Source organism: Plantactinospora sp. WMMC1484 (assembly GCF_049315195.1).
In the GTDB taxonomy this organism is placed as follows: Bacteria; Actinomycetota; Actinomycetes; order Mycobacteriales; family Micromonosporaceae; genus Plantactinospora.
Genome location: NZ_CP186055.1, coordinates 377625 through 403131, shown reverse-complemented (window position 1 = coordinate 403131; position 25507 = coordinate 377625). Strand labels below are relative to the sequence as shown.

Below are 25507 nucleotides of genomic sequence, written 5' to 3'. Positions count from 1 at the left end.
GACGTGACACCGGCGCGGACGTGACACCGGCGCGGACGTGACACCGGCGTGGACGGAACAGGGAGGCGTGCACCGATGCAGGACGGACGGTGGACGACGATAACGCCGTCGCAGTTCGACCACGAACGGGCCGCGTTGGAGCACGTCCGCCGGCTTCTGCCGGACGCCGAGCCGTACCGTGCCTGGTCGAACTTCACCTTCACCGCCGACACCGGTCACGTCTACGAGATCGACCTGCTGGTCGCCACCCGGGCCGGCCTCTACCTGGTCGAGATCAAGAGCCTGCACGGCCGGCTGACCAACAGCGGTGCGAACTGGATCGCCGACAACGACCGAACGGTCCGCACCTTCGACAACCCGCTGCACCTGGCCGACCTCAAGGCCAAGCGGCTCCGCTCGCTGCTGGAACGGCAGGCGGCGAAGCAGAGACTCAAGGTGCGGGTGCCGTTCATCCAGGGCGCGGTCTTCCTCTCCGCGCCGGATCTCCAGGTCAGGCTCGACGAGCATCAACTGCACTGGGTGTACGGGCCGGAGCCGCACCCGGGCCAGCCGGCCGGAGCGCTGCCGGGGATCTGGTCCGAGTTGCTCGGCGCGCTGCCCCGCGACGAGCGCCGGCAGGTGACGCCGGAGGTGTCGAGGGCGCTGCCCAAGCTGCTCAGGGAGGTGGGCATCGCGCGGAGCCGCCGCTACGAGCAGGTCGGCTCGTGGCAGCTCGAAGCGAAGCCGTTCGACGTCGGCCCGACCTGGCAGGACCACCTGGCGCAGCACGCCCAGTTCGCGCACGAGCACCGCCGGATCCGGATCTACCTCCTGGAGCGCAACTCCGCCAGGGCGGAGCGGGCCAGCATCGAGCGGGCCGCCCGTCGCGAGATGATCGCCCTGCACGGGATCAGCCATCCGGGGATCGTGCAGGTCGACACGATGGAACCGCACGAGGGCGGCCCGGCGCTGATCTTCCGGCACGATCCCCGGGCGGTCCGGCTGGACCACTTCATGGCCCAGTACGGCGAGCGCCTCGACGTCGGCACCCGGATCGGCATGGTCCGGCAACTCGTCGAGGCGATCGGCTACGCGCACGGCCGCCGGCTCTACCACCGCAGCCTCTCCGCCCGGGGCGTACTGGTCACGCCGGGACAGCGGCAGCGCGGGGAGTCGGAGGAGGCGGCCTGGCTGCGCCCGCAGCTCCAGATCAGCGACTGGCAGGCGGCGACCCGTGGGCCCGACTCGGTCGGCGGCAGTGCGGACGCGCTGCGCATCTCCCCGTCGTCGCGGCTCGGCCCGCACCTGGAACGCTCCGCCGAGGCGTACCTGGCGCCGGAGTTGAGCGCGCCGGCACCGGACCCGGTGGCACTGGACGTCTTCGGCCTCGGCACCCTTGCCTACCTCCTGCTCTCCGGCCAGCCGCCGGCCGCGAGCCGGGCCGAACTGCTGGCCAGGCTCGCCAGGGAGGACGGCCTCCGCCCGTCGTCGTCGGTCGACTCGGTCTCGGAGTTCATGGACGAGCTGGTGCAGGCGGCGACCGCCCCGATACCGGCGCGCCGGCTCGCCACCGTTGCCGAGCTGCTGGAGATGCTCCAGCTGGTCGAGGAGGAGTTCACCGCACCGCCAGCCGTCGCCGAGGAGAAGATCGACGCCCTCGAGGCGAAGATCGGCGACACGGTCCTCGACTGGCAGATCCGGAAGAAGCTCGGCACCGGCTCGACCTCCCGGGCCTTCCTGGCCCAGAACACCCGGACCGGCGCCCTGGAGGTGCTGAAGGTCGCGCTCTCCGACGAGAAGGCGGCCCGGCTGACCCACGAGGCGCAGGTGCTGCGCGGGCTGCACAAGGACTCCCGGGTGATCCGGCTCGCCCGCGAGGAGCCGATCGAGGTACCGCCGCGCTGGATGATCGTGCTGGAGCACGCCGGGGAGACGACGCTCGCCCGCAAGCTCCGCGAGGACGGTCGGCTCACCGTCGACGAGCTGGAGACGTACTCCGACTACCTCTTCGGCGCGGTCGACCACCTCCAGGGCGAGGGGGTATTCCACCGGGACATCAAGCCGGACAACATCGCGATCAGGATCCGGCCGAACCGGACCCGCCAGCTCGTCCTCTTCGACTTCTCGCTGGCCGCGCTGCCGGTCGACGAGATCGAGGCGGGCACGCCCCGCTATCTCGACCCGTTCCTCGGCACCACCAGCCGGCCGGTCTACGACGAGCAGGCCGAGCGCTACGCCGTCGCGGTCACCCTGCACGAGATGGCCTCCGGCGAAATCCCGGTCTGGGGCGACGACCTCACCAACCCGCTGCACACCGAGGGGCCGCCGGTGCTGGCGGTCGAGGCGTTCGACCCGGCGATCCGGGGCGCGCTTGTCGGCTTCTTCCACCGGGCGCTGCACCGGGACGCCGCGCAGCGGCACGCGTCGCTGAAGGAGATGCGGGACGCCTGGCAGCAGGTGTTCCGGCAGTCCGACCACACCGCCCCGGTCGGCTCCGCGCATCCGGCGGCTTCGGAACACCCGGATGTCGAGGTCGAGACGACGGTCGCGGACCGGGACGAGGCGGCGGCGAGGGCGACCCGGGCGACCGTACTCGAAGCCTCCGGTTTAACCCCCCGGGCGGTGTCGGCGGCGCACCGGCTCGACGCCACCACCGTCGGCGACCTGCTCGGGCTGGGCTCGAAGCAGCTCTTCACCCTGCCCGGTCTCGGTGCCAAGACCCGGGGCGAGTTGCAGCAACGGCTGCGGGAGTGGCGGGCACGCCTGGGCGAGCAGGGTGCCGGTCCGGCGCCGTCGCGGAACCGCGCGGAGGCGCGTGCCGAGATCACCGCCGAGACGGTACGCGCGGAAGCGGAGCAGGGTGCCGACGGCAGGTCACCGGCGGACCTCGCCCGGATCGGGCTGGACGCGGTCACCGCCTTCCTGGTGCCACAGCATCCGAACCAGAAGCAGGTGGAGGCGGTGCGGCTGCTGCTCGGCCTGCCGGACGAGACGGGTGCGCTGCCGGACCTGCCACCCTGGCCGTTGCAGGCGCAGGTGGCGAAGCGGATCGGGGTCAGCGCGGGCAGGGTGGCGCAGTACCTGATGGCCGAGCGCAAGCGCTGGCACGCCGATCGGGTGCTGGCCAGCGTCCGCGCGGAGCTGATCACCCTGCTCGCGGAGAGCGGCCGGGTGATGGAGGCGACCGAACTCGCTACCGCGCTGTTGATGCGACGCGGATCGGCGGAGGACGCCGAACCGGTACGCCGGGCGGTGGCACTCGCCGTGGTCCGGGCCGCCGTCGAGATCGACCCGCTCGCGGACGAGCCGAGATTCGCCGTACGCCGGCACGGCGACCCGGCGCCGGCCGGCCAGCACCGGGACCGGCTGCTGATCGCCCTGGAGGTGGCGGCCGACGAGTCACCGGACACCCCGTCCGCACCGGCGCTGCTCGACCTCGCCGACGCCCTCGGCAAGGCGGCGGACCGGCTCGCCGAGCTGGAGGTGCTGCCGAGCCCGGCGACGGTGCTGCGCGAGCTGGCCGCCGTCACCGTCGGCGATGGCGGGTTCCGGCTCGACGACCGGCGGATGGTGCAGTTGGCGGCGGTGGCCTCAGCTCGGGCGGCGGCCTCGCCCCGGCTGGAGATCTATCCCCGCGACCTCGACCCGGTGCGGGCACTGCGGCTGACCCAGGCCGGCCTGGTGCCGCCGTCGGTCGCCGACCGCCCCGCCGAGCTGCGCGAGAAGGACATCCAGGAACGGGTCCGGGCACGGTTTCCCGAGATGCCGCCGCTGCCGAGCCATCCCCGGCTGGGACACCTGCTCGCCGAGGCCGGGTTCCCGCTGATCTACCGGAACGGGGCCTACCACGCCCGGCCCGGCGCCGGCTCGTCGACGAGGATGTCGTCGCAGCAGCGGCGCTCGACCGACAGCAGGATGACAATGTGGAACGCGGCCTCGCCGGAGCTGGCCGCTGCGTTCCGCGCCGAGGAGCAGCTCGGCCGTACCGGCGAGGAGGGCGGGTTCCGGGCGTTGACGGTGCGCACCGACCGGTATCCGGCCGCCCAGCAGGAGCTGGTCAGCCGGTGGAACGCGCGGCCGTGCAACGTGGCGGGGCGGTTCCTGGCGCAGTTGCGTACCCTCGTCGAGGCCCGCCCGAAGCCGACCTGGCAGACGGTGCTCGCCGCCGACGCGGCCGACCCGAACTCCCGGGACGCGTTGAAGCTGGCCGAGTTCGCGACCCGGACCTGGCAGCAGCTCCGGCCGGAGCTGCTGGCCCTGCCGGACCGCCGGCTGCCGCTGCTGCTCTTCGACGCCGCACCGCTGGTTAGGTATGGCGCGATGGAGCTGCTGGAGGAGTTGGCGGACCTGGCCCGGGGTGGGGCGGGGGCGGTGTGGCTGCTCTGTCCGATGGAGGATCCGGGGCAGCTTCCCCGGCTCGACGCCACGGTGGTGCCGGTGGCCCAGGACGAGTGGGTCACCCTGCCGGACGCCTGGGTCGCGAACGAACACCGGAACGGCCGCCCGCCCGGTGCCCGCCCGGTCAGTTGACGGGCTGGGTTGGGCCGGCCGGCAGGTGGCTGCTCGGGGTCAGATCGCAGTAGACATTGATCTCGGTGCGAGCGAGATCCGCGTCCGGCAGTTTGCTGTCGAACACCTGGGCCCGCCCAGTGGAGTCCCCCCCGGGACAGACGTCTTCCTTCCGGGAAGGATAGTAGGAGCCGCCGACCACCCCTCCGGTAGTGTCACGGAACACCACCATATTGCCTCGACTGCCGAGCTCTCGGCAGGCACTGGAATTCGCCGTGAAATGTACGGTGACAGCACCGTCCTGAGCCAATGGTGGCCTGTCCGGGTGGAGTCGGGCGCTGATCGCCGGGAACGTCTCCGTGTCCGATTCCGGAATCCATTGTGTTTGCACCAGGTCCAGGCTGGCACGGGCAACGGTGATGAAGACGCCGGTCCGGTTGAAGCTGTCCCGGTTCAGGAAGGCGTATGTGCCGACGACTGCACGCTCACCGGGCCGGACGATCGGGATCTCGAAGAAGTAGTTGAACCGCCCGGATTCGCCCAGCGCGTAGCTGCCGTCCGCGTCGAAAGCCTCGAAGATCACTCGGGCCTGGTATGCCACCTGGGAACTCGTGTTTTCGACGACGGCACCGATGCTGACCTCGCCCTTGTTCGCGATTTGTGTGAAGCCGGTTTCGGTCACCGTGAGGGCGCCGCTTGACGGCGCCGGGATCGTTGTCCGGTCGTCTCCGATCGGCCTCGCCGAGGTCACCTCGCTGGAGACCACCGGGTATGGGCAGGCGGCGGCCTCTGGGGCATCGTCCGGCCGCAGCAGCCACCACACGCTCGCCGCCACCAGTAGTGCGACCACGGCCGTGCTGGCGAGCAGGATAGTCCGGCGCCTCACTGGTACACCCGCACCTTCAGTTGGTTAACCTGCTGGAGTTGGTCGCTGATCAGCCGGTGTGCGGCGGCCTGCAGCCCGGCGAGGAAGGAGCGCTCGCTGAGTGCCTCGAGCGTCCCGGCGGCGACTTGGACCCGCCACTCCTGCATTCCGCGCACCGAGATGGTGATCCGGTCGTCGTCCGAGCGGCCGACGGCGAGTAGTTGGGCGCGCTCCTCGTGGAACTTCTCGTCCTCATACGACGAGATGGATTCGTCGGGGTAGACGTTGAACGCCGCCATGCTCGCCTGCACGGCGCGCTCCCGGGCCGTCCACAGCAGCCGGGCCAAGCCTTCGAGTTGGCGTTCGAGTTGCCGCTCGTTCGCCTGGTCGTAGTAGCCGGACGAGAAGTAGATTTCGACCCCGTCGTGCCCGCGTACCTCACCATGCACCCCGCCGCCTGGTGCCGAGGCATGTACATGGATCGCGTTGATCCGGTCCGCCATCGCGCCCATGGCTTGTCCGTCCTCTTCAGCTCGAAAAACCCAGCATGTCTTGGTCGGTAACGTTTGCTGGGGTTGCCTTCGCAAGTAGTGGCCGTTTTGGCACGAACATATCCCGAGTGGCCTGGACCAATGCGTTGGCGCCGCTGAACACCGCCGCGATCTTGCCTTCCTGCTCGACAATACGCGCGATCAGCTCCTTCACCCCGCGGTCGACCTCGCGGATCACGCCATCGGCCGTCGACGCCTCGAAGCGCCGGTTCTCCGGCGGGTCATCCTCCAACAAGAGGGTGGCGCCCCCAGCAACCTTGTCGGCCACGGCGAGACTGACCAGGATGCCGGTGCCGGCAGCGGCGACGCCGAGCGGCACGGTGGCGATGCCCGCCACCGCGGCGACCACCGTGAACGCCACGGTCCAGTTGTCCTTGCTGCACCGCCTCGGCATGTTCTCCAGGACCTCGATGGCCTGGTTGACGATATCCGCGACGTTCTTGCGGGCCTCCGTCCAGATGGCCTGCTCCTGCTGGATCAGCTTCATGCAGGTCACGACGACGTTGAACTGGCCGGCCTGCTGAGATGGCAGTTTGTCGAGGTACTGCGACTTGAACTCACGCGCGGCGGCGCCACTCCAACTCGCCAGGTTGTCGCCAACAGTGGTTACAGCGGAAAACTTGTCGTTGTTCGGCGCAGGGATTCTGAGCCCTGGATCCGGTGAGTTCTGGGTCGTCATCAGAACCGTAGCGCTCGTCTCCAGATCGGCGAGGATGCCTTCGAAGTCGGCCGGTCCCGGCATGGTCAGAAACGGATAGAACATCGCCGGTACGCCGGCGAACGCCCCCTCGATAGCGATGACGTCCTGCTTCTGCTGGCCGGACTGGGCCTCCGGCAGAGGAGGGATCGCCGCCTGTTCACAGGCCGTCTTGATGGCAGCCGCACGCAACGCCTCCGCCCCGGCGGCAAGGGTCTCGTAGGTGTAGCTGGCCATCAGAAGCGTCCCTGCCCGGCATCGTTCTTCATAGCGTTGAACTGATCCACGGCCGCCTGGTCCGAAGTCGCATAGTTGTCGGCGGCCATCTTGAGGGCCTGCCCCGCCAGCTCCAGATTGCTCTGACTGTCCCGGAAGATTGCGGACATGGTCATCCGCAACTCGGCGAAGGCCTGCTGCGCCGGGCCATAGCCGCCACCGCCGATCTCGGCCGGACGGGAGAAGTAGCCGTCTCCCGACTCTGTCTGGCCAAACAGCTTTCCGGCGTCCGCGAACTGGTGCGCCACCTCCGGCAACATCCTGTCGCCTGCGACCCATAGCTCGTAGAGGTCCACCCCCAGGTCCCTGCCGGATTTAGGCACGGTAGCTCCCCTCTGCGGGTGCACCAGGAGAGGAGGGCGCGCTCAGCCCTCTACCTGGGCTAGCCCCGACGCGGGCGTCACCGCCCCGATACTCGGGTCGCCAGCCCGGCTCGGCTGTCTCCATGATCCCGTTACCCCCGGTTACAGGTGAAATCGCCTCGGAGGTTATAGCACGAAGTGCGACCGCCTCGTCACCCTGCAGTCGGGAACCTGTGGATAACGTCGATGCCCGCACCACCCCGACCCTCCGATCAGGATTGGCCTTCCTGGGCGAATCCCGGGCTGAAGTTCGTGCTGCATCCCAACGGCAGCCCCGGAGTCGGAATCATGTCCAACCAGGAGGTATGCGTGCCGCAGGGAGCAGGTTGAACACACGTTGCGTGGGTGACATTGCCGGCCTACGGTGCCAACCGCACTTGTCGATCATGCGAGTGCTGATCGGGTTCATCGAAGGAGAGCGACAACCGTGCACGTGGAAGCGAAACAGCCTGGCCGGAAGGCCGGCGGGGTGCGGCGGATCGCCGCGGCCGTGGCATTGGCGGCCGTGGCCAGCCTGGGCGTGGTCGTCGTCTCGGCCGCACCGGCGGAGGCGATCCCGTCCAACTGCAGCAAACTGGTGAGGACGCGGAGCAACGCCGCGGTGTGCAAGTCCGGCAGCGGGTACTACCGGGCCTGGGCTCGCTGCACGAACCAGTCGAGCAAGAAGGCGACCTACCGGTACGGCTACTGGCGGAGCCCGGGCAGCATCGCATCCAACGCGAGCTGCACCAGCGCCGAGACCATCGTGAGCTCGAGCCGTGACGCCGGCATCACGACGACCGACTACCTCCCGCCGTACTGACAGGCCGTTCCTGACGGGACGTTCCTGACGGGACGTTCCTAGCGGGACGGATCTCCGGGGTCGTCGAGTCGTACGGCGGATGATCAGGGGCCGTTCTCCCGGGCCGACTCGTCGGCCGCCAACTCCGCGCCGGTCTCCTGGATGAACTCCTGTTCCAGGCCGGCGAGGGTCGCGGTGCGTTCCCGGAGGAAACCGTCGCGGTCGTCGGCGAGGAGCCGGGCCAGCGCGGCCGGCGGGATGCCGTGACTGACCGCCACCGTCCGGAGCCGGGCCGGCGGCAGGTCGAGCAGTGCGTCGCGTACGGGAACGCCGGGCGGGGTGGGCAGGACGATCCGGTTGGCGATGCCGGACGCGTCCCGGATACCTGTCACGACCCGGCGGTAGGCGCCGGGCCCGGATCGGGCGAGCAGGTCGACCAGCTCGATCGGCTCGCCGTCCAGCCCGTGGCGCTGGCCGAAGTGGCTCAGCTCCCAGAGCAGGAAGGCACGCACCCGGCCGTCTTCGGTGTCGAAGCGTTCGGGCAGCGGTTGAGCGTACTGCCCCTGGGAGCTGAGCCCGGCCCGGCCGGTGGCGTGGGCACGCATCTGGTGCAGGGCGCGACGGAGCTGGAAGGCGTTGTTGCCGACGAAGGCCGTCGACCACGAGGTGTTCCAGAACCAGCGGACCAGGGCTCGGCTCTGCGCGCCGTCCGGGTCGGGCCGGTGGTGGAAGAAGAGCCCGAGCAGCATGAGCTGCTGCGGGTACGGCACCAGCCAGGCCACCGGCACGCCCGCCTCGTACCGGAGGAACCGGACCGCCCGGTGCAGGGCGACCTCGGCCTGCGCGACGATCCCGTCGAGGGTCGGCCCGACCCGGTCGGCGAGCGCGGTCCAGCGGGCGCCCTGCACGTCGTCCTCGCCGGTGATCGCCACGATGGTCTGGAAGACCGGTTCCGCGGCGACGTCGCCGAACCCGCTGTCGGCGATGCTCTCCCGGATCGACGCGATCCGGTCGCTGAGGGTCTCGCCCTGCTCGGTCCGGTAGGTGAGCGCGGAGACCATCTGGTCCGGGCTGATCTGCCGGCCGCTGCTGTTGACCCGGGAGAACGCCTCGACCGCGTGCTCCAGGTCGCCGCCGAAGAGCCGGATCACCGGAATCTTGTACGCCTTGATCCGCTGCGCGACCTGCTCGGCCTCGTCGACCAGGGCGTCGGAGGTGTCGGCGGTGGTCGGATCGCGGGCGAGGCGGCGGGCGTGGGCGAGGAAGTCCATGGTGCGCAGTACCGCCTGCATGGGAAGCAGGTTGGCCGGCGGGGCATGCCTGCCCCAGTGCTGGAACAGCAGGTCGCGCTGGTCCGGGGCGCCGAGGGTGCGATAGATCCACCACTGCCGGTCCCGGCCGGTGCCGGCCGGCTCGGGGCGGTGCACGAGGGTGCCGAAGAGGGTGGAGAGCCGCTGGTGCCCGTCGAGCAGGTATGCGACCGTGCCCTCCGGGGCGGGCGGGACCTCGATGTCGGCGACCCGGTCTAGGCTGGGCAGGGCACGGCTGGTCTCCCAGACCAGGATGCTGCCGATCGGATAGCCGCGCTCGATGCTGTCGTAGAGGTCGAGCATCTGGTGCGGGTGCCAGACGTAGGGGCGCTGGAAGCGGGGAACCCGGAGCCGGCCGGCGCGGACCTCGTCGAGGAGCTGCTCCAGCAGCAGCACCTCCACCCTGATGTTGAAGTCCTCGGCCCGCACGGCCATCCGTTCTCCCTGCTTCCGCTGGTGTGGCAGCTTGTCGTCGTACCGTCAGATTTTGCCGGCGATGGTGGCGAGCAGCTCGCGAAGCTCGGCCACGACGCCGTCACCGAGTCTTGCGAAGTCGTGCTCGGTGAGCGCCTCCCGGTAGGTGTACATCCGGCTCAGCAGGTCGGAGCCGAAGCCGTCGTGCAGGGCGGACCGCGTCCGGTGGTCGAGGTCGGGGAAGAGTTGCTGGTGGGCGCCGGTCACCTCCGCCGACCGGTGCAGCCGGCTGAAGCCGTGCTTCATGTCGTAGTGGCCGCGCTGTTCCGGCGTCAGGTGCTTGAGCCGGTCGAGCCGGGCGGACGCCTCGGCGAGCTGGCCGATGCCGGCGAGCACCCTGTCGGGTACGTAGTTCTCCGCCTCCCGACGGACCAGGACGTGCACGCCGATGTCCAACTCCTGGAGGGTCGTGGCCTTGTCGTGGCTGCCGGTCCGCTGGCGGGGGATGAGCCGGTCGCTGTCGAGGACGGCGACGACCCGGATCACCCGGCGGAAGCGGTTGCCGGCGGCCAGCGCCGCCTTCACCAGGTCGCTGCCGCCGCCGTGCCCGATCTCGACCCAGCGGTTGCGGAGCGCGGTGAGGATCCGCTGATGATTGAGTACGTAGGCGACGGTCTCCAGGAAGTAGCCGTCGGACTCCTGGTTCTCCACCACGATCACCGCACGCTGGCACAGGTCCTCGGCATAATCGGCGAGGTCGGCCCGGGACACGGCTATCGGGTCGGTGGTCGCCTGGGTGGTGCCGGTCCAGGCGTTGACGGCCACCGCCGCGTCCTCGGCGAGCGCGACGTAGGTGTCGGCGAGCTGCGGCAGGTGCCTCGGCACGAAGTCGCGTACCGCGGCGACGACGGCGACGTCCGCGACGACCCACTCGTGCCGCTCCTCGGCGAAGCAGCGGAGCAGGTCGTAGAGACGGTGCAGGTCCGACAGGGCGTACGGTCCGGTGTGCTCGTCGGTGTCCGCGAAGATCTCCGGGGCCAGCTCAACTCGCACTGGCGTCTCGCTTCGCCCACTGGGCCCGGGCCAGCGCCCGGGTCTCCGCGTAGTCCTCGGAGAAGACGCCGGTCGGCCAGTAGTCGAGGTTGCCGTCGGCGTCGATGGTGATCCGCCGAGCCTGGGCGGAGCCGTCTGCCTGCTCCACGAAGTAGACGGCCACGGTGTCGGGGTCCACCTTTCCTTCGGCGATGCGTCGCCGGAGCCGGAGCAGGAACGTCTCGCTGTGCGTCTCGATCAGGAAGCGGACGGGGGTCGCCTCGACCGCCGCGAGATAGAGGTCGGCGAGGTCCGCGTGCGCGGCCGGGTGCAGGTGCAGCTCCGGCTGCTCGATAATTTCGAGTACGGGTCGATCCGGCGGACTGACCACGTCGAGTGCCCGCTGCACGAAGATCGGCAGTGCCTGCGCGACCCCGGTGCCCGCGTCGGCCAGGTTGACCGCGAAGTCGGTGCCGGCGGCCGAGCGGAGTACGACGGACCAGACCTCACCCCGGCTGACCAGATCGAGTCTCCAACCGGGCAGGAGTTCGGCGAGACCGGCGTTGACCTGCCGGATCAGCTCGCCCTGCCGGCCGGCGGTGTCACTGGCGAGGATGCCGGCGGCGTGCAGGCCGGTGCTGCCGAGTTCCTTGGGCATCCGGGCGGGGAGCAGGTAGCGCCGCTGCGGCTGCTCCCGGAACGGTCCGAAATAGCGGACGGCGGGGAAGCGTTCCCGGAAGTCGCCGAGCGCAAGCAGCAACGCGTTGACCATCTCGTTCGGCAGCGACGCGTCGTCTCGCCGCAGCAGGGGCGGTTCGGCGGGTAGCAGTCCGTGGAACGGGATCGGCAGGTCGCTCCACGCCTGGTCGCCCAACTCGACCGAGTATCGAGGTGGTTCGGACGGGTCGTTCAGCTCCCATTCGAGGCGGGCCCACAGGATCCCGGACTGGGACAGCTCCAGCTCCGAGACCACCTGGGTGTCGTAGCGGTCACGGTTGATGTTCTGCACCGTGGCCCTGAGCCGGGTCGGCGAGAGCGGGCCGTCGATGGTCAGGGCGAGGTTGACGCTGCCGTGCGGGCGGCGGCCGTGGATCAGGTCGACGAAGAGGCCGACCAGCCCTTCGCCGAGGGCGTCCAGGTCGAGTGGGGTCGGCGCGTCGGTGTGGATGCCGGAGTCGAGCAGCACCGGGGCGCGGACCAGGGCGCTCTTACCGGAGTTGTTGCGGCCGAGGACCACCGTGATCGGGCGCAGCTCGATGTCCTGCCGCTGGGCGAAGCACCGGTAGTTGCCGAGCGCCATCCGGACCAGAGACATGGGCCACACCATAGCCAAGTGATCGGATGGTTGCGTACCGCCATCACGAGGTCGTGGCCCGGCTGTGCCTGAGCATGTCCGGGCTGGCGCCGACGGCCAGGGCGGCTGTGCCACGAGTTTGCGCACGTCTACGACTACGGGAACAACACGTCAGCCCCGGGCACCCACGTGGGGCCGGGCCGGACGATGTCGGGTCGAGCTTCGACGCCGAGATCACTCCTCGGCCAGAGGCCCTGGCCATCCGCTACACGCTGCGCAACCAGGGCGCGGAGCCGATCGTCGGCTACGTCGGGGTGGAGGGGGACGCCGCCTCGCACGCCTACGACGTCTATGTGACCGCCCGGAAGGACGGCACGGTCGAGCTGGCCAAGCGCACCTTCGCCATCCTGCCCGGGGTGAACGCCGACGCGGTCGGCACCATCGAAGGCACGGTCGTCCCGCCCGGCGAGGACGTCAGCGAGGAGTTCTCGGTTTCGCTGCCACTGGAAGGTCGCCGTCCCTACGTCGCCACGGTCACGCTGCCCGAGCCGGTGCGGGACGTGGTCTTCTGCCTCGGTGTCGTGATGCAGAGCGAGGCCGCCGCGCCGAAGCCGGCCCGCCGACGGTCGCGGGAAATATCCGCTGAACGGGCCACAACATCTCTTCTGTTCGCCGCCCGCGACGCTGTGATCGGCGTCCGCCCGGCGGACGGGTGGTGCACGGGTTGCGGCCGGACGGCTGCGGAGAGCGGCGGCGCCAGCCCGGTACGGTGGGGCGGTTCGGTGCGGGCCAAGCGTGAGGTGGACGGACTGTGATCGATCGTCGGGCGCTGCTGAAGGACCTTCAGGGCCAGGTCAGGGCGTTGGAGAAGGACCTGGTCGAGCAGATCGGCGACTCCGGCGAGCACTACACGAAGCTGCGGTCGGAGTACGACCGGGCGTTTGGATTGAAGCGCACGGCGGCGACCTGGCCGGCGTGGCGGGACGAGCGGGTGACCCAGACGGCGGTGGCCTGGGTGCTGGGTTCGGTCTTCGTCAGGTTCTGCGAGGACAACGGGCTCTTCGGCGACGTCTGCTATCTGGCCGGGCCGGAGAAGGACCGGGCAGTATTGGCCGAGGAGTCGCAGGACGACTACTTTCGGCGCCATCGGGACAGGACCGACCGGGATTGGCTGCTGGCATCCTTTGAGCACATCGGCGGGACGCAGGCCGGGCGGCTGCTCTTCGACCCCGAGCACAACCCGGCGTACCGGATCCCGATCAGCCACGACGCGGCCAAGGCGCTCATCGCGTTCTGGCGACGCCGCGACCAGGCCGGCACGCTTGTGCACGACTTCACCGACCCGGAGTGGGGGACCCGGTTCCTCGGCGACCTCTACCAGGACCTGTCGGAGGCGGCGCGGAAGCGGTATGCGCTGTTGCAGACGCCGGAGTTCGTGGAGGAGTTCATCCTCGACCTCACGCTGACCCCGGCGATCAACGAGTTCGGCCACGAGACCATCAAGGCGATCGACCCGACGTGTGGGTCGGGGCACTTCCTGCTCGGGATCTTCCGAAGGTTGATGAAGGAGTGGGAGGAGCAGGACCCGGAGCGGGACCGGTGGGAGATGGTGCGGGCGGCGCTGGAGTCGGTACATGGGGTGGACATCAACCCGTTCGCGGTCGCGATTGCCCGGTTTCGGCTGCTGCTGGAAGCGATGCGTGGCGCCCACTTCGCAGACTTCAAACAGGCTCGCAAATACGCCTTCCCGATTCAGATCGCCGTTGGCGATTCGCTGATAAAGAACCGTCAGGCAACCCTCTTCGATGACGTAGATAAGTTGGCCCGGTTTCGGTATGCCACCGAGGATATAGACAACTTCCCGGAGTTGCTGGCCGAGGGGCGATATCACGTTGTCGTCGGGAATCCGCCATATGTTACGCCGAAGGATAAGGAACTCAACGAGCGGTACCGTGGGGATTACGATAAGGTTTGTTCTGGAAAGTATGCTCTATCAGTACCTTATGTGCAACGCCTGTTTGAACTGGGGAAGCGACCAGAACGCGATGGGCGTGGATCGGGCTATGTTGGCCAGATCACCTCGAACTCATTCATGAAGCGCGAGTTCGGCCGAAAGCTTATCGAGCACTACTTAACCGAAAAAATTGACCTGAGGTATGTCATCGACACCTCTGGTGCGTACATACCCAATCATGGCACGCCTACGGTAATCCTAGTCGGACGTCGGACACCCAAGGCCCAGCGCGCCGCAACTATTCGTACAGTTATGGGTATACGTGGAGAACCGGGTGTGCCGGAGCGTCCAGCAGAGGGCAAGGTTTGGCGGGCAATTCTGGGCCAGTATAGTCATCCGGATTCCGAGAGCGAGTGGCTATCTACTGTCGACCGGCCACGGGAGGTGTTTAGCTCCTTTCCGTGGAGCTTGTCTGGGGGCGGGGCAAGTTCGGTCATGGCCAAAATCGCCAGTCATGCGGGAAAGACTCTAGGTTCGATTAGTACGTCGATCGGGATCACAAGCTTCACCCTTGAGGATGATCTCTATATTCAGCCGAAACCCGCCTTTCGGCGCTTGGGAGTCCCTCCAGAATTCACTCGTCCGATGCTTCTGGGTGACGGAATTCGCGAGTGGGGCCTACGCTCGCCGATGTGGGCAGTCTTACCTTACGGATCCGACTTCAAACCAGTTGTCGTTGAGGAGGTGCCGCAGCTTCTAAAATTCATGTGGCCTGGGCGCACGTCGCTCAGTAACAATCAGATGTTTGGTGGGCGAAGCAAGATTCAAGTTGGGTTGAAATGGAGTGAGTATGGCAGATTGACGGCACACAAACTAACCGTTGTCCTTTCTATCGCGTACGCGGAGGTCGCGACTCATAATCACTTCGGCCTTGACCGCGGTGGGAGGCTCTTCAAGCAGACTGCGCCCGTAATTAAGCTTCCCGAGGAGGTGGGGGAGAGAGAACATTTGGCATTGCTGGGCTGCCTCAATAGCTCTACCGCCTGCTTCTGGCTCAAACAGGTGAGTCACGATAAGGGGATACGTGGCGAAGGAGGAGGATTCACAAGTGACGACTGGGAAAGATTCTATCAGTTCAACGGCACTAAACTGCAGGAGTTTCCGCTACCGGAGGCGTACCCGCTGGAGTTGGCTCGGGGGTTGGATGGGGCGGCGCAGCGCTTGACGGCGGTGAGTCCGGCGGCGGTCGCGGGGGAGTGTGTGCCGACGCGGGAGCGGTTGTCCGCAGCGGAGGCTGAGTGGGAGTCGACGCGCGGGCGGATGATCGCGCTCCAGGAGGAGCTGGACTGGCAGGTTTACCACCAGTACGGGCTGTTGCCGGACGAGTTGACCGCGCCGGCTGAGTCTGTGCCGGAGTTGCGGCTCGGTGAGCGGGCCTTCGAGATCGTGCTTGCCCGCAAGATGGCGGCAGGTAAGGCCGAGACGCAGTGGTTCGCGCGGCACGGGTCGACGCCGATTACCGAGCTGCCGGAGCACTGGGCACCCGGGTATCGGGCGGTGGTGGAGAAGCGGATCGCGGTCATCGAGCAGAACCGCTATCTGGCGTTGATCGAGCGGCCGGAGTGTAAGCGGCGGTGGGCCACCGAAGGCTGGGATCGGTTGCTCGACAGGGCGCTACGGGACTGGCTGTTGGACCGGTGCGAGGCACATGAGCTGTGGTATGCCCCGGACGAGAACGGCGTTCCGCAGCCTCGTCCGCTGTCGGTCGCGCAGCTTGCCGACGAGCTGCATCGGGATCCGGACTTCCTCGCCGTGGCGGATCTCTACGATCCGGGCAAGGATCTGTCGGCCCTGCTCGCCGAGCTGATCGAGCCGGAGCATGTGCCGTACCTGGCGGCGTTGCGGTATACCGCCACTGGGCTGGAGAAGCGGGCCGGCTGGGAGCACGTGTGGGACCTGCAACGGCAGGAGGACGCGGCGCCCGACGAGCCAGCCAAGCGGAAGATCCGGGATCAGATCCCGGTGCCGGAGAAGTACAAGCCGGCCGACTTCCGCAAGAACAGCTACTGGAGCAATCGGGGCAAGCTCGACGTATCAAAGGAGCGGTTCATCTCGTACCCGCAGGCGGGTCGGGACAACGATCCGTCGCTGCTGATCGGCTGGGCTGGCTGGGACCATCGCGAGCAGGCCCAGGCGCTGGCCGTACTCATCGTGCAGCGTGATGAGCAGGCGGGTTGGCCGGCCGGGAAGCTGACGCCGCTGCTGGCCGGGCTGCGGGAAGTGCTGCCCTGGGTCAAGCAGTGGCACGGCGAGTTCGACCCGGAGATCGGGGACTCTCCCGACGCCATCTACGACGGCTTCCTCACTGATCGCCTAAACAACCACGGCCTCACCGAAGATAAATTGTCTGCCTGGCGTCCGACTACCCCGAATCGTGGCCGACGGCGAACTGATCCTGCTGCCTACTCATGAATGCCCTAATTGTCGCTGTCCGCAGGCTATGAGAATGGATCTCTTTCCATCGCTTGCAGCTTGAGGTGCACGGCCATCTCGGTGACCATAATGTTGTGCTGAGGAGATCGGGGGCAACCCCAGTCACGAGGCACTGTACGTTCCGCAGCGTGGGAAGGATAAGCGGCTTGAGTAGCAACGATGTGATCCTGCTTAAATCGATGGTCGAGAAGGACCATCAGAGGTCTGCGCCGAAACTATCCGCAGTCGATCACCATACTTTCTTTGCCGCGCGTCATTACCTTCGGCAGCAGTTTAGCCCCGGACACGACGATCTTCTCAGTGGAATCGTTGACGGCGAAAAAGACTGCGGGATTGATGCTGCCTACCTTTTCGTGAATTCCATGTGTCTCCGGGATGATGATCACCACAACTTCGGGCGGCGAGCGACGATCGATCTTGTGTTGATGCAAGTTAAGAATACGGCCGGCTTTACCGAGCCGCCTGTCGACAAATTGTTGGTAACTCTGCCGAAGTTACTTGACTTTGGGCGTGATGAGGACGCGCTAATTGAGTTCGCCAATCGCCGAGTCATCGAGGTTACTCGTCGATTCCTGGACACATACCGCCGTCTCGACATGCCGGAACTGCACATCTCTGTGGTATTCGCAGCACTGAAGGCAGACCATCTGCACCCTTCGATTGAGCGAAAGGCTGTCGAACTCAACGCTTGCTTGAAGCATCTATTTGGTGGCTGCCTTCCGCGTGTCGACTTCCTTGATGCGGTCCGCCTGAGTGACATGGTACGGAAGCCTGACAATACAACCCGCAAGCTCATGCTGGCTGAAAATCCCATCTCGACAAGCATCGGTGGGTACATCGGCGTCGTGAGACTGACGGACTATGACAAGTTCATCACTACCCGTACAGGTGAACTAGACTCCACTCTCTTCGAGGCGAACGTCCGTGACTACGAGGGTGAAACGGCGGTCAACAAAAGCATCCAGGAAACATTGGAGACGTCGAGTCCGGGGGAAGACTTCTGGTGGCTCAATAATGGTGTAACGATCGTCGCGTCAAAAGTGCAACCGGCGAACAAGGTCCTTGAGCTGGAGTCTCCGCAAATCGTCAATGGTTTGCAGACGTCTCATGAAATCTTCAAACGAAGGGCAAATGGTCCAGGGCGGGACGAGCGTAGCGTTCTCGTAAAGGTAATCGAGGCAGCGGAGAATACCCGGCGTGAGCGGATTATTCGGGCAACAAACAGTCAAACCCCGTTCGGGCCGAGTACTCTACGTGCGACGGACAAGGTGCAGCGGCAAATCGAGGAGTACCTAGCGCAGCGGGATCTGTTCTACGAGCGGCGGCGCCGCTACTACTTCAACCAGAACAAGCCAGTGGATCGCATTGTCAGCATTGACGAGATGGGGCAGGCCGTGCTGAGCGTGCTGGTGCAGACGCCTCACATCGCCCGTGTCAGCCCTGGCAAGATCTTTGATCCGGAGATCTATGAGAAGGCGTTTCAGTCGTCTTGGGATCTAGCGACATATGGTGCATGCATCGACATCCTCAGGGCCGCTGGTGATTATCTACTCATCAAGGAGGGGCTCAGTGCGGTCGACGACTATCGCTATCACTTAGCAATGTTGCTTGGCATGGCGCTAACGGGCGAGGAGCAGCCAGGCCCGAAGGATGTCGCGCATGTTCTCGACAAGAGCTTCCCCAACACTACGGCACACGAGCTGGTTGCCTTGATCAAGGATGAGTACGCCAAGGCGGATCGGGCACGGAAGATCCGAATGTACGACCGCCTCGCCAAGAGTGAGCACGTCACCACCCAAATCATTGAACGGGGTCGTAAATATCTCCGTGGTATGTCACCCGCAGGCGATGGCCGCAGGTCTCGTCGCCCCAGCAAGCGCGCCGCGTCGACTTCGTGACCCCGATGTAGGCTGAGTCTGGCCCAGAGGCCAGCCATCACTCCAGAAGAGCCGCACCCCTCCGTGGGTCCAGCCCTGTTACTGAATGCTTGCGGTCGACTACTGTAGATGCGGCCGGATGGTGGGGAGGCAAGGTTTGGGGCAGCGGCGATGCTCATCAGGAGTCTTGCAACTGTCCCTCCTGGTCGTGGCAGTGTTCCTCGAACTGGCGACCAACATCCTCGCCAACGACGACAGCTCATGGTTCGTCGGGCTGATGAAGACGATTGCAGGGCCAGCGCTGGTCATCTTGCTGGCCGGCCTGCTCCTGGGAAACGCGGTCGTCTTCTGGTGGGAGAACCCGCGCAGTAGGCGGCCGACGTGGAGCGCGGACCGTTCGCCGTACCCGGGGCTTGCGGCCTTCCAGGAGGAAGATGCAGCGGTCTTCTTTGGCCGTGAAGCGCAGGTCTCGGATCTCGTAGGCCGGCTGCACGCCCTTGGCGCCGAAGGATCCTCCCGGTTTGTATGCGTCACGGGGGCGTCCGGCAGTGGGAAGTCCTCTCTGGTGCACGCGGGTGTAGTGCCGCGCCTGCGGCGTCATCGGTGGCATGTCCTGCCGACCGTTGCCCCGGCCGGAGAACCGCTGGCCAGGATGGTGTCGATGGCAGCAGATCTATCCGGTAGTGACCGAGTGGCACTGCTGCGGGAGTTGCGTTCCCGACCAGACGGCCTTGCCCAGGCACTGGCGAGGTGGCGGGTCAGCAGCGGCAACCGATTCGGCCGGGTGCTGCTGGTCATCGATCAGATCGAGGAACTCATCACCCTCTCCGGACCCACCGAGCGGGAACTGTTCCTCAGTCGGATCGCGTCCGCGCTGGCTGCGGACCGGCGGCTGTGGGTGCTGGCCACGCTGCGGGTCGAGTTCTTGTCGGATGTCCTCGTCGGCGAACACGCGTCGCTGTTCGCGGCGCCGGTGGCGTTGGGCACCGTGCGTCCCGTCGACCTGGTGGCGGTGATCGAGCAGCCGGCCAGGCTCGCGGGGATGAGCTTTGAGCCCGGACTGGTCGACGAGATCGTCGAAGACACCGGAACAGCGGACGCGCTGCCGCTGCTGGCGTACCTGTTACAGGAGCTTTATCTTGCAACCGGCCCGGATCGGGTGGCAACCCGGCGGGCGTACGATGAGTTGGGCGGGGTCGCTGGGGCTCTGGCCCGGCAGGCAGACACGGTCCTCGCCGAGCTGCGCGGCTACCACGAGCCAGAGGCGATTCTCTCCACCCTGCTTCGCCTGGTGGCAATGGAAGGCCCAGAGCCGACGCGGCGCAGAGTGCCGACAACCGAACTCTCCGCCGACGAACGACGGATCGTGCAGGTGTTCACCGATGCGCGGCTGCTGACCACCGACGTCTCCGACGGCGTGCCGATTGTGCAGGTCGCCCACGAGGCGCTGTTCCGACAGTGGCCGCCGTTGCGCCAGCAGGTCGCCGCGCGGGCGGAGGCGCTGAAGCGGCGGACGGAACTGGACCGCTGGGCGGGCGACTGGCTGCGGTCCGGGCGTAGCCCGGACTATCTGCTCACCGGCGCCCGGCTTGAGCTGGCAGGGCAGTGGTTGGAGGCGATGGTCTCCGCCGGCCAGGACTCGCCGCGCGCCCGCGCACTTGTGGAGGCATCGCAGGCGCGGGACACCGCGTTTCTCCGCCGCGTCTCCGAGTCGGTCGGCAGGTACGCGATGACCAACATCGACCGATATCCGGAGCTGGCGATCCTGCTCACCTCGGCCGCGCTCGTCGAGTGCCCGCCCACGCCGATCGCCCGCCATGCGCTGATGGCGGCTCTGGCGTTCAGCCATGGTGAGGCCGTGCTCGCCGGCCACACCGACGCGGTGCGCGGCGTCGCCTGGTCTCCCGACGGGCGGCACGTGGCGACCGCCTCGCGGGATGGCACGGCACGGATCTGGCACACCGATGGCGAAACGGTGCTGCGCGTGCTGCGCGGGCACACCGGGATGGTGGAGGCCGTCGCCTGGTCACCGGATGCGACGAAGGTCGCGACGGCGTCCCGGGATGCCACGGTCAGGGTCTGGAACGTGGAAACCGGGGCCGAGATCGAGGTGTTGGAGTGCGGTGACTCCGCCCGAGGGGTGGCGTGGTCGCCGGACGGAACACTGCTTGCTGGTACAAGCCGCGATCACGCCGTCCGACTGTGGGACACCGCCTCCTGGCAACCTCGGACCGCGCTGACCGGCCACGATGGCGACGTCTGGGGTGTCCACTGGGCTCCGGACTCCACCCGCCTCGCCACTGCCTCCCATGACCGCACTGTGATCGTGTGGGACGTGGTTACTGGTCGTCCGGACGTCAGGTTGAGCGGGCACCAGGACTTCGTCGAAGCGGTGGCATGGTCGCCGGATGGGCAGCGGATCGCGACCGGCTCGGGAGACCAGACGGTCCGGTTCTGGGACGCGTGCACCGGTGACCAGCACACCTCCATCGGTGGCTACCGCGACCCCATCTGGTCGATCACGTGGACGCCGGATGGAGAACGGATCGTGTTCGGCAGCGGCGACGGCACGGCCCGAGTGTGGGACGTGCACCAGTCGCGAGAGATCGCCGCGCTGCGTGGTCACTCGCAGACCCTCTGGTGTGTGGCGGTTTCCCCGGACGGCCGACGCGTCCTCACCGGCTCCGGCGACAGCACCGCTCGGCTCTGGTCCGTGTATCCACCAGGGGCGGAGCGGGCGATCCTGGCCGACCATCGTGACCGCGTCACCGCCGTGTCGGTGTCGAATGCAGGCGTGGTGGTGACAGGTTCGTCTGACGCGACCGTGCGCCGCTGGACGCCCTTCACGCCCGGCCGGTCAACCGTCGCGATGGGGGCGCCCGTCGTCGCGGTGGCGCTGCCCCCGGGCGCCGACACCGCGGCCGTGGCCTTGCAGGACGGCTCAGTGCGCCTCGTCGAAGCCGATGGTGAGAACGTGCTGCTCACCGACGGTCTGGAGTACGAGTCGCTCGCCTGGTCACCGGACGGGACGAGGCTCGCCGCTGGCGGCAAAGACAACGCCATCCATCTCTTCGACGCACGCACGCGAACCGTTGCCGGCACCCTTCGGGGCCACACGGACTGGGTCGGGTCGTTGGCCTTCTCGCCCAGCGGTCGCTACCTGGCATCAGGCTCTGATGACCGCATCGTGCGAGTGTGGGACATGGAAAACCCGGGCAACGTGATCGTCTTGGCCGGGCACCAGAACTATGTCGATGGCGTGTGCTGGGCGCCCGACGAACAGTCCCTTGCCAGTTGCTCGGCAGACTGGACCATCCGCGTCTGGGATCTCTCCGCAGGCACCTGCGCCCAGGTCCTCACCGGGCACGAACGCCGGGTGCGAGATGTCGCCTGGTCCCCCGATGGTCGCTGGCTCGCCTCCGGGTCCGACGACCGCACCGTCCGCCTCTGGGAGCACGACCACCAGTTCCGGTCCGAGATCATCGGGGTGCATCGCGACGCCGTCACCAGCATCGCCTGGATGCCGGACGGCGAACATGTGGTCACCGGATCCGCCGACGCATCCGCCCGCATCTGGGCGGTCGAGGTCGATTCACAGGAACTTGCGGCCACCGCGCGTGCCCGGGTGTTCCGGGGCCTGACGGCCGACGAGCGCCGTGCGCATCTGCTGCCCGTCCAGCACGAGTAGGGATCTACAGCACTGTCTCTACCTGGCGGACCTGCTCAGCGAGCAAGAACTGCGATGGATCGAGGTCCATAGCCTTCCGTTGCGGCGACGCCCAGTAGCGGGCGTTGGCCTCCTCGAACGAGTCGTCCCCGTCGTAGGAGATCACCCAAATGTGCTCGCTGCGCTCCCGGTCGACCCAGGAGCCGGAGATCTCGAATCCGAACTGCCGGCGTAGCGGCACCACCAACGTACGCCACTTGGCTACCCACTCGTCCAACCGCTCAGGTCGCACCGTGTAGATGCGGACGTGGGTGCTTCTCACCATGTACTCTCCCGATACGAGTACCTCACCGGACCAGCCTTGCCGTGCAGGATCGCCAGCACCCGCAACCCCGAGGTCGAACCCTACGCTGCTGTGTCGATTCGCTGAGCCAAGCGCTGCCATCAGCGGCTGCCGGCTACGCTAGCCGGTGGCCACTCTAGTCCCCTCCGCGTCGAACGCCCTGGGTACGTTTATCGACTGGCTTCCTCTCTTACCGGATTGAATGCGCTGGATAGTCGCAACAAGCTTGATGAATGAACGGCGACCGACGGATTCGGGAGGTGGCGCGACGCTACAACTGGGCCCTACTCGCAGAATCCTTGGGAAGTACGTCGACACCTTCAACGAGCACTTGAACCGAATGCCTGTCGCTTACTAGGGCAGCTTCATCTGACATGGCACGCCAGCGTTTTCGCATGGCCGACGTGTCCGAGTCTCTTACAGCTAGGTAGATAGCGCGCCGTACTTGCTGGCTGTTCATGTAGATGGGCGTCTGAGTCTGAAGACCATGCCAAAATTTGCCACTCGTCAGTCTCTTCATCTCCACGATCACCCGCATGCGTCGGTCACCGCTAAAGGTAAAGTCGACTGGACCCCTTCCAGTCTCGACCTCTCGGTCCACCTGTATACCCGCCATCTCGCAATAGCTATCGATGACGGCGAGGAAAAGAAGTTGCATGGACGGCTCGGGAATGGCGTTCTCGTAAGTTGCGTCTTGCCAAAAGACCCGCCACCCACCTTTCTTCTCCGCCCAATGACGGAACTTTTCGACCCCGAACCGAACGAACTCAATGAGGTCCTCCTCGGTTCGAACTGGAGGGAAGCCAGTGAATGGCTCAGCGTCCAAAGCCTGACTGGCGGCTCGCCGCCATTTGACGAGCAGTTTTGGGTCATGCAGGACGTCGTACGGATCGGGGATTGTTGAAGACGCTTTGCTTCGGATCCAAGCACGTAACGCCTGAGGATTTTGTCTGGCAAGTGCGACGATCTCCGACTTCTTGATGTTCCGTGAAATCTCGATGTTCAGGTCATCGCGAATGGAATCCTCATCCACCCAGTCCCAGCCATTTAAGGTGGGGAGTTCGCGGAGAAAACGCTTCGGGACCAGAATGATTGCTTTGTCCTTCTGATCTACCGGCAGTATATGTGTCGCTGGCATCCATCGTCGGCGCTGCTCGTCGAACTTGCTGTGGGGAACTCTTACTTCGTGCATCTCAATGCCGAGGCTGTGGCAGATATGTTGCGTGTACTGAATGAACTCGGGCTTCAAGAGATTGCACGCCAGGTCCGAAATTCGGTCTTTGTCGATACCTTCTACGAGTATACCTAGCTCTTCGAAGTGCTCGATATCGCTCAGGCCGCGCTTGATCGCCTCTCCCATCGCCTCCACTATTTGTGCGGCCAGCCACTTCCCTGAGCCGCTACCGTCGACTCCCTTCTTGGTTGCAAACCCGAGCCGGAACTCCTTCGGCTCCTTGGACTCCATGAGGATAAGAACCCGCTTGTAATACTGATGCTGCCGATTCATCCCGGTCTGGGCGAGTAGCTCGAGTGCGTCTTGGAAATGCCCGATAAGGCGATCATGCGACTTGCGCCACTTCTCCTCAGTGTCACTGAAGAGAAGGAACGGATCGACGAAGAGCAGGGTATCGCGCTCCAGCGTAGGATCGAACCAGTCGTGCTGGTCCGGGTCCGCGATGCCGAAGTAGTCGCTGAAGTACATCCCGGCCTCGCTTTCGGTGCGCGTGAGATCACGCTAAGCGGTTCTTGTCGGCTCCGTCACTATCCCGATGGCTCCTATCGGTTGGCCATTCAGGCAGTCGCCTGCGGTCTTGAGGCGGTCAGCGCAGGCGAGCGAGATGCCGCATCCTCATTTGCCGCCTGATGGCACGCTGATACCAATCTCGCCGGGAGCGGATGCTGCTCGCAGCCTGCGGCTGTGGTTCGGCTTCTGTCCATGAGCGGACGTCAGCCTCCGAACGAGCATTCGGCGCTGCCGCTGCAGGCGGGATCCTTCGGCTCAGGCCCTGCCGCTCAGCGCGCCGTGAGTCGGCGACCGTTAGTGAAGCTTGCCCAGGCGTGCGGGGTGAACCGGAGCACCGGCCCTGTCGGATCCTTCGAGTCCCTGACCCCGACGGTCCCAGCCAGGTCGGCGACCTCGACACAGTTTGAGCCGTTCGGGCTACTGCGGCTGCTCTTGCACCAGGCGACGGGCTTCCGGTCGGGGGCGGTCATCGATCGTCTCCTTGCAGGGCTACTTGGGATAGTCATCCACGACCCGAGCCAGGAACTCACCCGAGCGGTCGGGATCGAGCGCCTTCGCCCGTAGGTGGTCGAAGCTGAGTCTATACCGGGCCACCTGCGACTCCTTGTCCATGAGGAGCGTGCTCGTATCGTTCTCGACGTAAACGAGAGTGGGGTCGAGCGCCTCATCGTCGTAGCCCAGGATCGTGAACGGCCCGCTCATGGCAGCGTGGGCTCCGGCAGTGAACGGCAACACCTGCAACACGATTGATGGGTTCGCGCACCCCTCGATGAGACGGGCGACCTGTGCGCGCATCACGCTCGGTCCTCCGACCACTCGCCGGACCACCGCCTCGTCCAGCACGATCCAGAGATTCGGCGGCACGTCTCGGGAGAAGAGCGCCTTGCGTGCCAGTCGGGCGGCGACGATCCGATCGGCTTCGTCCTCGTCGGCGGTTGTCCGTCCGGCCTGGATGGTCGCCCGGATGTACTCCTCGGTCTGCAACAGGCCCGGAACGAGGAGGCTCTCGTATGAGCTGATCGACGAAGCCTCGGCCTCGAAGCCCACGTAGGCGTCAGGCAGCACATCACCATACGCGTTCCACCAGCCCTTCTGACGCGCCTGCCGGGCCAGACTGGCGATCGATGCCTGCTCCTCCTCGGTAGCTTTGTAGAGGGTCAGCAGGTCTTGGACATCCTTCTGTGTGACGCGGGAGTGGCCCTGCTCGATCCGGATCACCTTGGTTCGATGCCAGCCGAGGTCGGCGGCCACGTCCTCGGCGATCAAACCAGCGTGGTCACGGAGCCGCCGCAACTCCCGTCTGAGTCTGCGAGCCCTGATGGTCGGGCTGGGAATCTGCGCCACCACTCACCCCTTCCG

Annotated in this window: 17 protein-coding genes; 6 read left to right on the top strand and 11 right to left on the bottom strand. The window is 66.4% G+C overall.

Features of this window, described 5'->3' with window-relative positions; all coding sequences use genetic code 11:
• Positions 1-75 precede the first annotated feature (75 nt).
• Positions 76-4509: a BREX system serine/threonine kinase PglW gene (pglW, locus tag ACN28C_RS01690; protein ID WP_422771860.1), complete on the top strand. Its 4434-nt coding sequence runs from the start codon at positions 76-78 to the stop codon at positions 4507-4509.
• Here the strand turns inward: pglW and ACN28C_RS01685 are convergent.
• Genes ACN28C_RS01685 through ACN28C_RS01670 form a run of 4 tightly spaced genes read right to left on the bottom strand, consistent with a single transcriptional unit; the run spans position 4502 to position 7173 of the window.
• Positions 4502-5374 (bottom strand): hypothetical protein, encoded by an 873-nt coding sequence (locus ACN28C_RS01685; RefSeq protein WP_422771859.1) that lies wholly within the window; start codon positions 5372-5374, stop codon positions 4502-4504. The two genes, pglW and ACN28C_RS01685, sit on opposite strands and share 8 nt — an antisense overlap.
• Positions 5371-5865 (bottom strand): hypothetical protein, encoded by a 495-nt coding sequence (locus tag ACN28C_RS01680; protein ID WP_422771858.1) that lies wholly within the window; start codon positions 5863-5865, stop codon positions 5371-5373. The genes ACN28C_RS01685 and ACN28C_RS01680 overlap by 4 nt, the downstream gene beginning before the upstream one ends.
• A gap of 16 nt (positions 5866-5881) precedes the next feature.
• Positions 5882-6838 carry a hypothetical protein gene (locus ACN28C_RS01675; RefSeq protein WP_422771857.1) on the bottom strand — a complete coding sequence of 319 codons (957 nt, stop codon included), beginning with the start codon at positions 6836-6838 and terminating at the stop codon, positions 5882-5884.
• Positions 6838-7173, bottom strand: coding sequence for a hypothetical protein (locus tag ACN28C_RS01670; protein ID WP_422771856.1), 336 nt, complete (start codon positions 7171-7173; stop codon positions 6838-6840). Before ACN28C_RS01670 ends, ACN28C_RS01675 begins: the two co-directional genes overlap by 1 nt.
• Before the next feature lie 493 nt (positions 7174-7666).
• Between ACN28C_RS01670 and ACN28C_RS01665 the strand changes: the two genes are divergently transcribed.
• Entirely contained in the window at positions 7667-8041 is a 375-nt protein-coding gene (locus ACN28C_RS01665) for a hypothetical protein (protein ID WP_422771855.1), read from the top strand.
• An 83-nt stretch (positions 8042-8124) separates the two neighbouring features.
• Here ACN28C_RS01665 and ACN28C_RS01660 read toward each other — a convergent pair whose 3' ends face one another.
• The 3 genes from ACN28C_RS01660 to ACN28C_RS01650 are packed head-to-tail and all read right to left on the bottom strand — an operon-like array spanning position 8125 to position 12091.
• Positions 8125-9765, bottom strand: coding sequence for a GmrSD restriction endonuclease domain-containing protein (locus tag ACN28C_RS01660; protein ID WP_422771854.1), 1641 nt, complete (start codon positions 9763-9765; stop codon positions 8125-8127).
• 45 nt (positions 9766-9810) lie between these two features.
• A complete protein-coding gene (locus ACN28C_RS01655) occupies positions 9811-10797 on the bottom strand; it encodes a hypothetical protein (RefSeq protein ID WP_422771853.1) in 987 nt (328 codons plus the stop codon).
• Positions 10787-12091, bottom strand: coding sequence for a DUF3696 domain-containing protein (locus ACN28C_RS01650; protein WP_422771852.1), 1305 nt, complete (start codon positions 12089-12091; stop codon positions 10787-10789). The genes ACN28C_RS01655 and ACN28C_RS01650 overlap by 11 nt, the downstream gene beginning before the upstream one ends.
• A 26-nt stretch (positions 12092-12117) precedes the next feature.
• Here ACN28C_RS01650 and ACN28C_RS01645 point away from each other — a divergent pair, with 26 nt between their 5' ends.
• The 4 genes from ACN28C_RS01645 (at position 12118) to ACN28C_RS01630 (ending at position 22082) form a co-directional block, all read left to right on the top strand.
• A complete protein-coding gene (locus ACN28C_RS01645; RefSeq protein ID WP_422771851.1) occupies positions 12118-12885 on the top strand; it encodes a hypothetical protein in 768 nt (255 codons plus the stop codon).
• Positions 12882-16496, top strand: a complete 3615-nt coding sequence (pglX, locus tag ACN28C_RS01640) for a BREX-2 system adenine-specific DNA-methyltransferase PglX (protein ID WP_422771850.1) — start codon at positions 12882-12884, stop codon at positions 16494-16496. Before ACN28C_RS01645 ends, pglX begins: the two co-directional genes overlap by 4 nt.
• A 167-nt stretch (positions 16497-16663) precedes the next feature.
• Positions 16664-18415 (top strand): AIPR family protein, encoded by a 1752-nt coding sequence (locus tag ACN28C_RS01635; RefSeq protein WP_422771849.1) that lies wholly within the window; start codon positions 16664-16666, stop codon positions 18413-18415.
• 118 nt (positions 18416-18533) lie between these two features.
• A complete protein-coding gene (locus tag ACN28C_RS01630) occupies positions 18534-22082 on the top strand; it encodes an AAA family ATPase (RefSeq protein ID WP_422774928.1) in 3549 nt (1182 codons plus the stop codon).
• Positions 22083-22086: 4 nt separating this feature from the next.
• Here ACN28C_RS01630 and ACN28C_RS01625 read toward each other — a convergent pair whose 3' ends face one another.
• The 4 genes from ACN28C_RS01625 to ACN28C_RS01610 form a co-directional block, all read right to left on the bottom strand.
• Positions 22087-22386 carry an NIPSNAP family protein gene (locus ACN28C_RS01625; protein ID WP_422771848.1) on the bottom strand — a complete coding sequence of 100 codons (300 nt, stop codon included), beginning with the start codon at positions 22384-22386 and terminating at the stop codon, positions 22087-22089.
• A gap of 289 nt (positions 22387-22675) precedes the next feature.
• On the bottom strand, positions 22676-24106 hold the full coding sequence (locus tag ACN28C_RS01620; protein WP_422771847.1) for a hypothetical protein: 1431 nt from the start codon (positions 24104-24106) through the stop codon (positions 22676-22678).
• 311 nt (positions 24107-24417) lie between these two features.
• Entirely contained in the window at positions 24418-24618 is a 201-nt protein-coding gene (locus tag ACN28C_RS01615) for a DUF397 domain-containing protein (RefSeq protein WP_422771846.1), read from the bottom strand.
• Between the two features lie 19 nt (positions 24619-24637).
• Positions 24638-25492, bottom strand: coding sequence for a helix-turn-helix domain-containing protein (locus ACN28C_RS01610; protein WP_422771845.1), 855 nt, complete (start codon positions 25490-25492; stop codon positions 24638-24640).
• Positions 25493-25507: the final 15 nt, after the last annotated feature.

Bases quoted from the DNA above. Each gene is read 5' to 3' on its own strand.
- ACN28C_RS01625 (WP_422771848.1), bottom strand. From the start codon at position 22,386: ATGGTGAGAAGCACCCACGTCCGCATCTACACGGTGCGACCTGAGCGG.
- ACN28C_RS01650 (WP_422771852.1), bottom strand. From the start codon at position 12,091: ATGTCTCTGGTCCGGATGGCGCTCGGCAACTACCGGTGCTTCGCCCAG.
- ACN28C_RS01675 (WP_422771857.1), bottom strand. From the start codon at position 6,838: ATGGCCAGCTACACCTACGAGACCCTTGCCGCCGGGGCGGAGGCGTTG.
- ACN28C_RS01660 (WP_422771854.1), bottom strand. From the start codon at position 9,765: ATGGCCGTGCGGGCCGAGGACTTCAACATCAGGGTGGAGGTGCTGCTG.
- pglW (WP_422771860.1), top strand. From the start codon at position 76: ATGCAGGACGGACGGTGGACGACGATAACGCCGTCGCAGTTCGACCAC.
- ACN28C_RS01680 (WP_422771858.1), bottom strand. From the start codon at position 5,865: ATGGGCGCGATGGCGGACCGGATCAACGCGATCCATGTACATGCCTCG.
- ACN28C_RS01630 (WP_422774928.1), top strand. From the start codon at position 18,534: ATGGTGGGGAGGCAAGGTTTGGGGCAGCGGCGATGCTCATCAGGAGTC.
- ACN28C_RS01620 (WP_422771847.1), bottom strand. From the start codon at position 24,106: ATGTACTTCAGCGACTACTTCGGCATCGCGGACCCGGACCAGCACGAC.
- ACN28C_RS01645 (WP_422771851.1), top strand. From the start codon at position 12,118: ATGGTTGCGTACCGCCATCACGAGGTCGTGGCCCGGCTGTGCCTGAGC.
- ACN28C_RS01615 (WP_422771846.1), bottom strand. From the start codon at position 24,618: ATGACCGCCCCCGACCGGAAGCCCGTCGCCTGGTGCAAGAGCAGCCGC.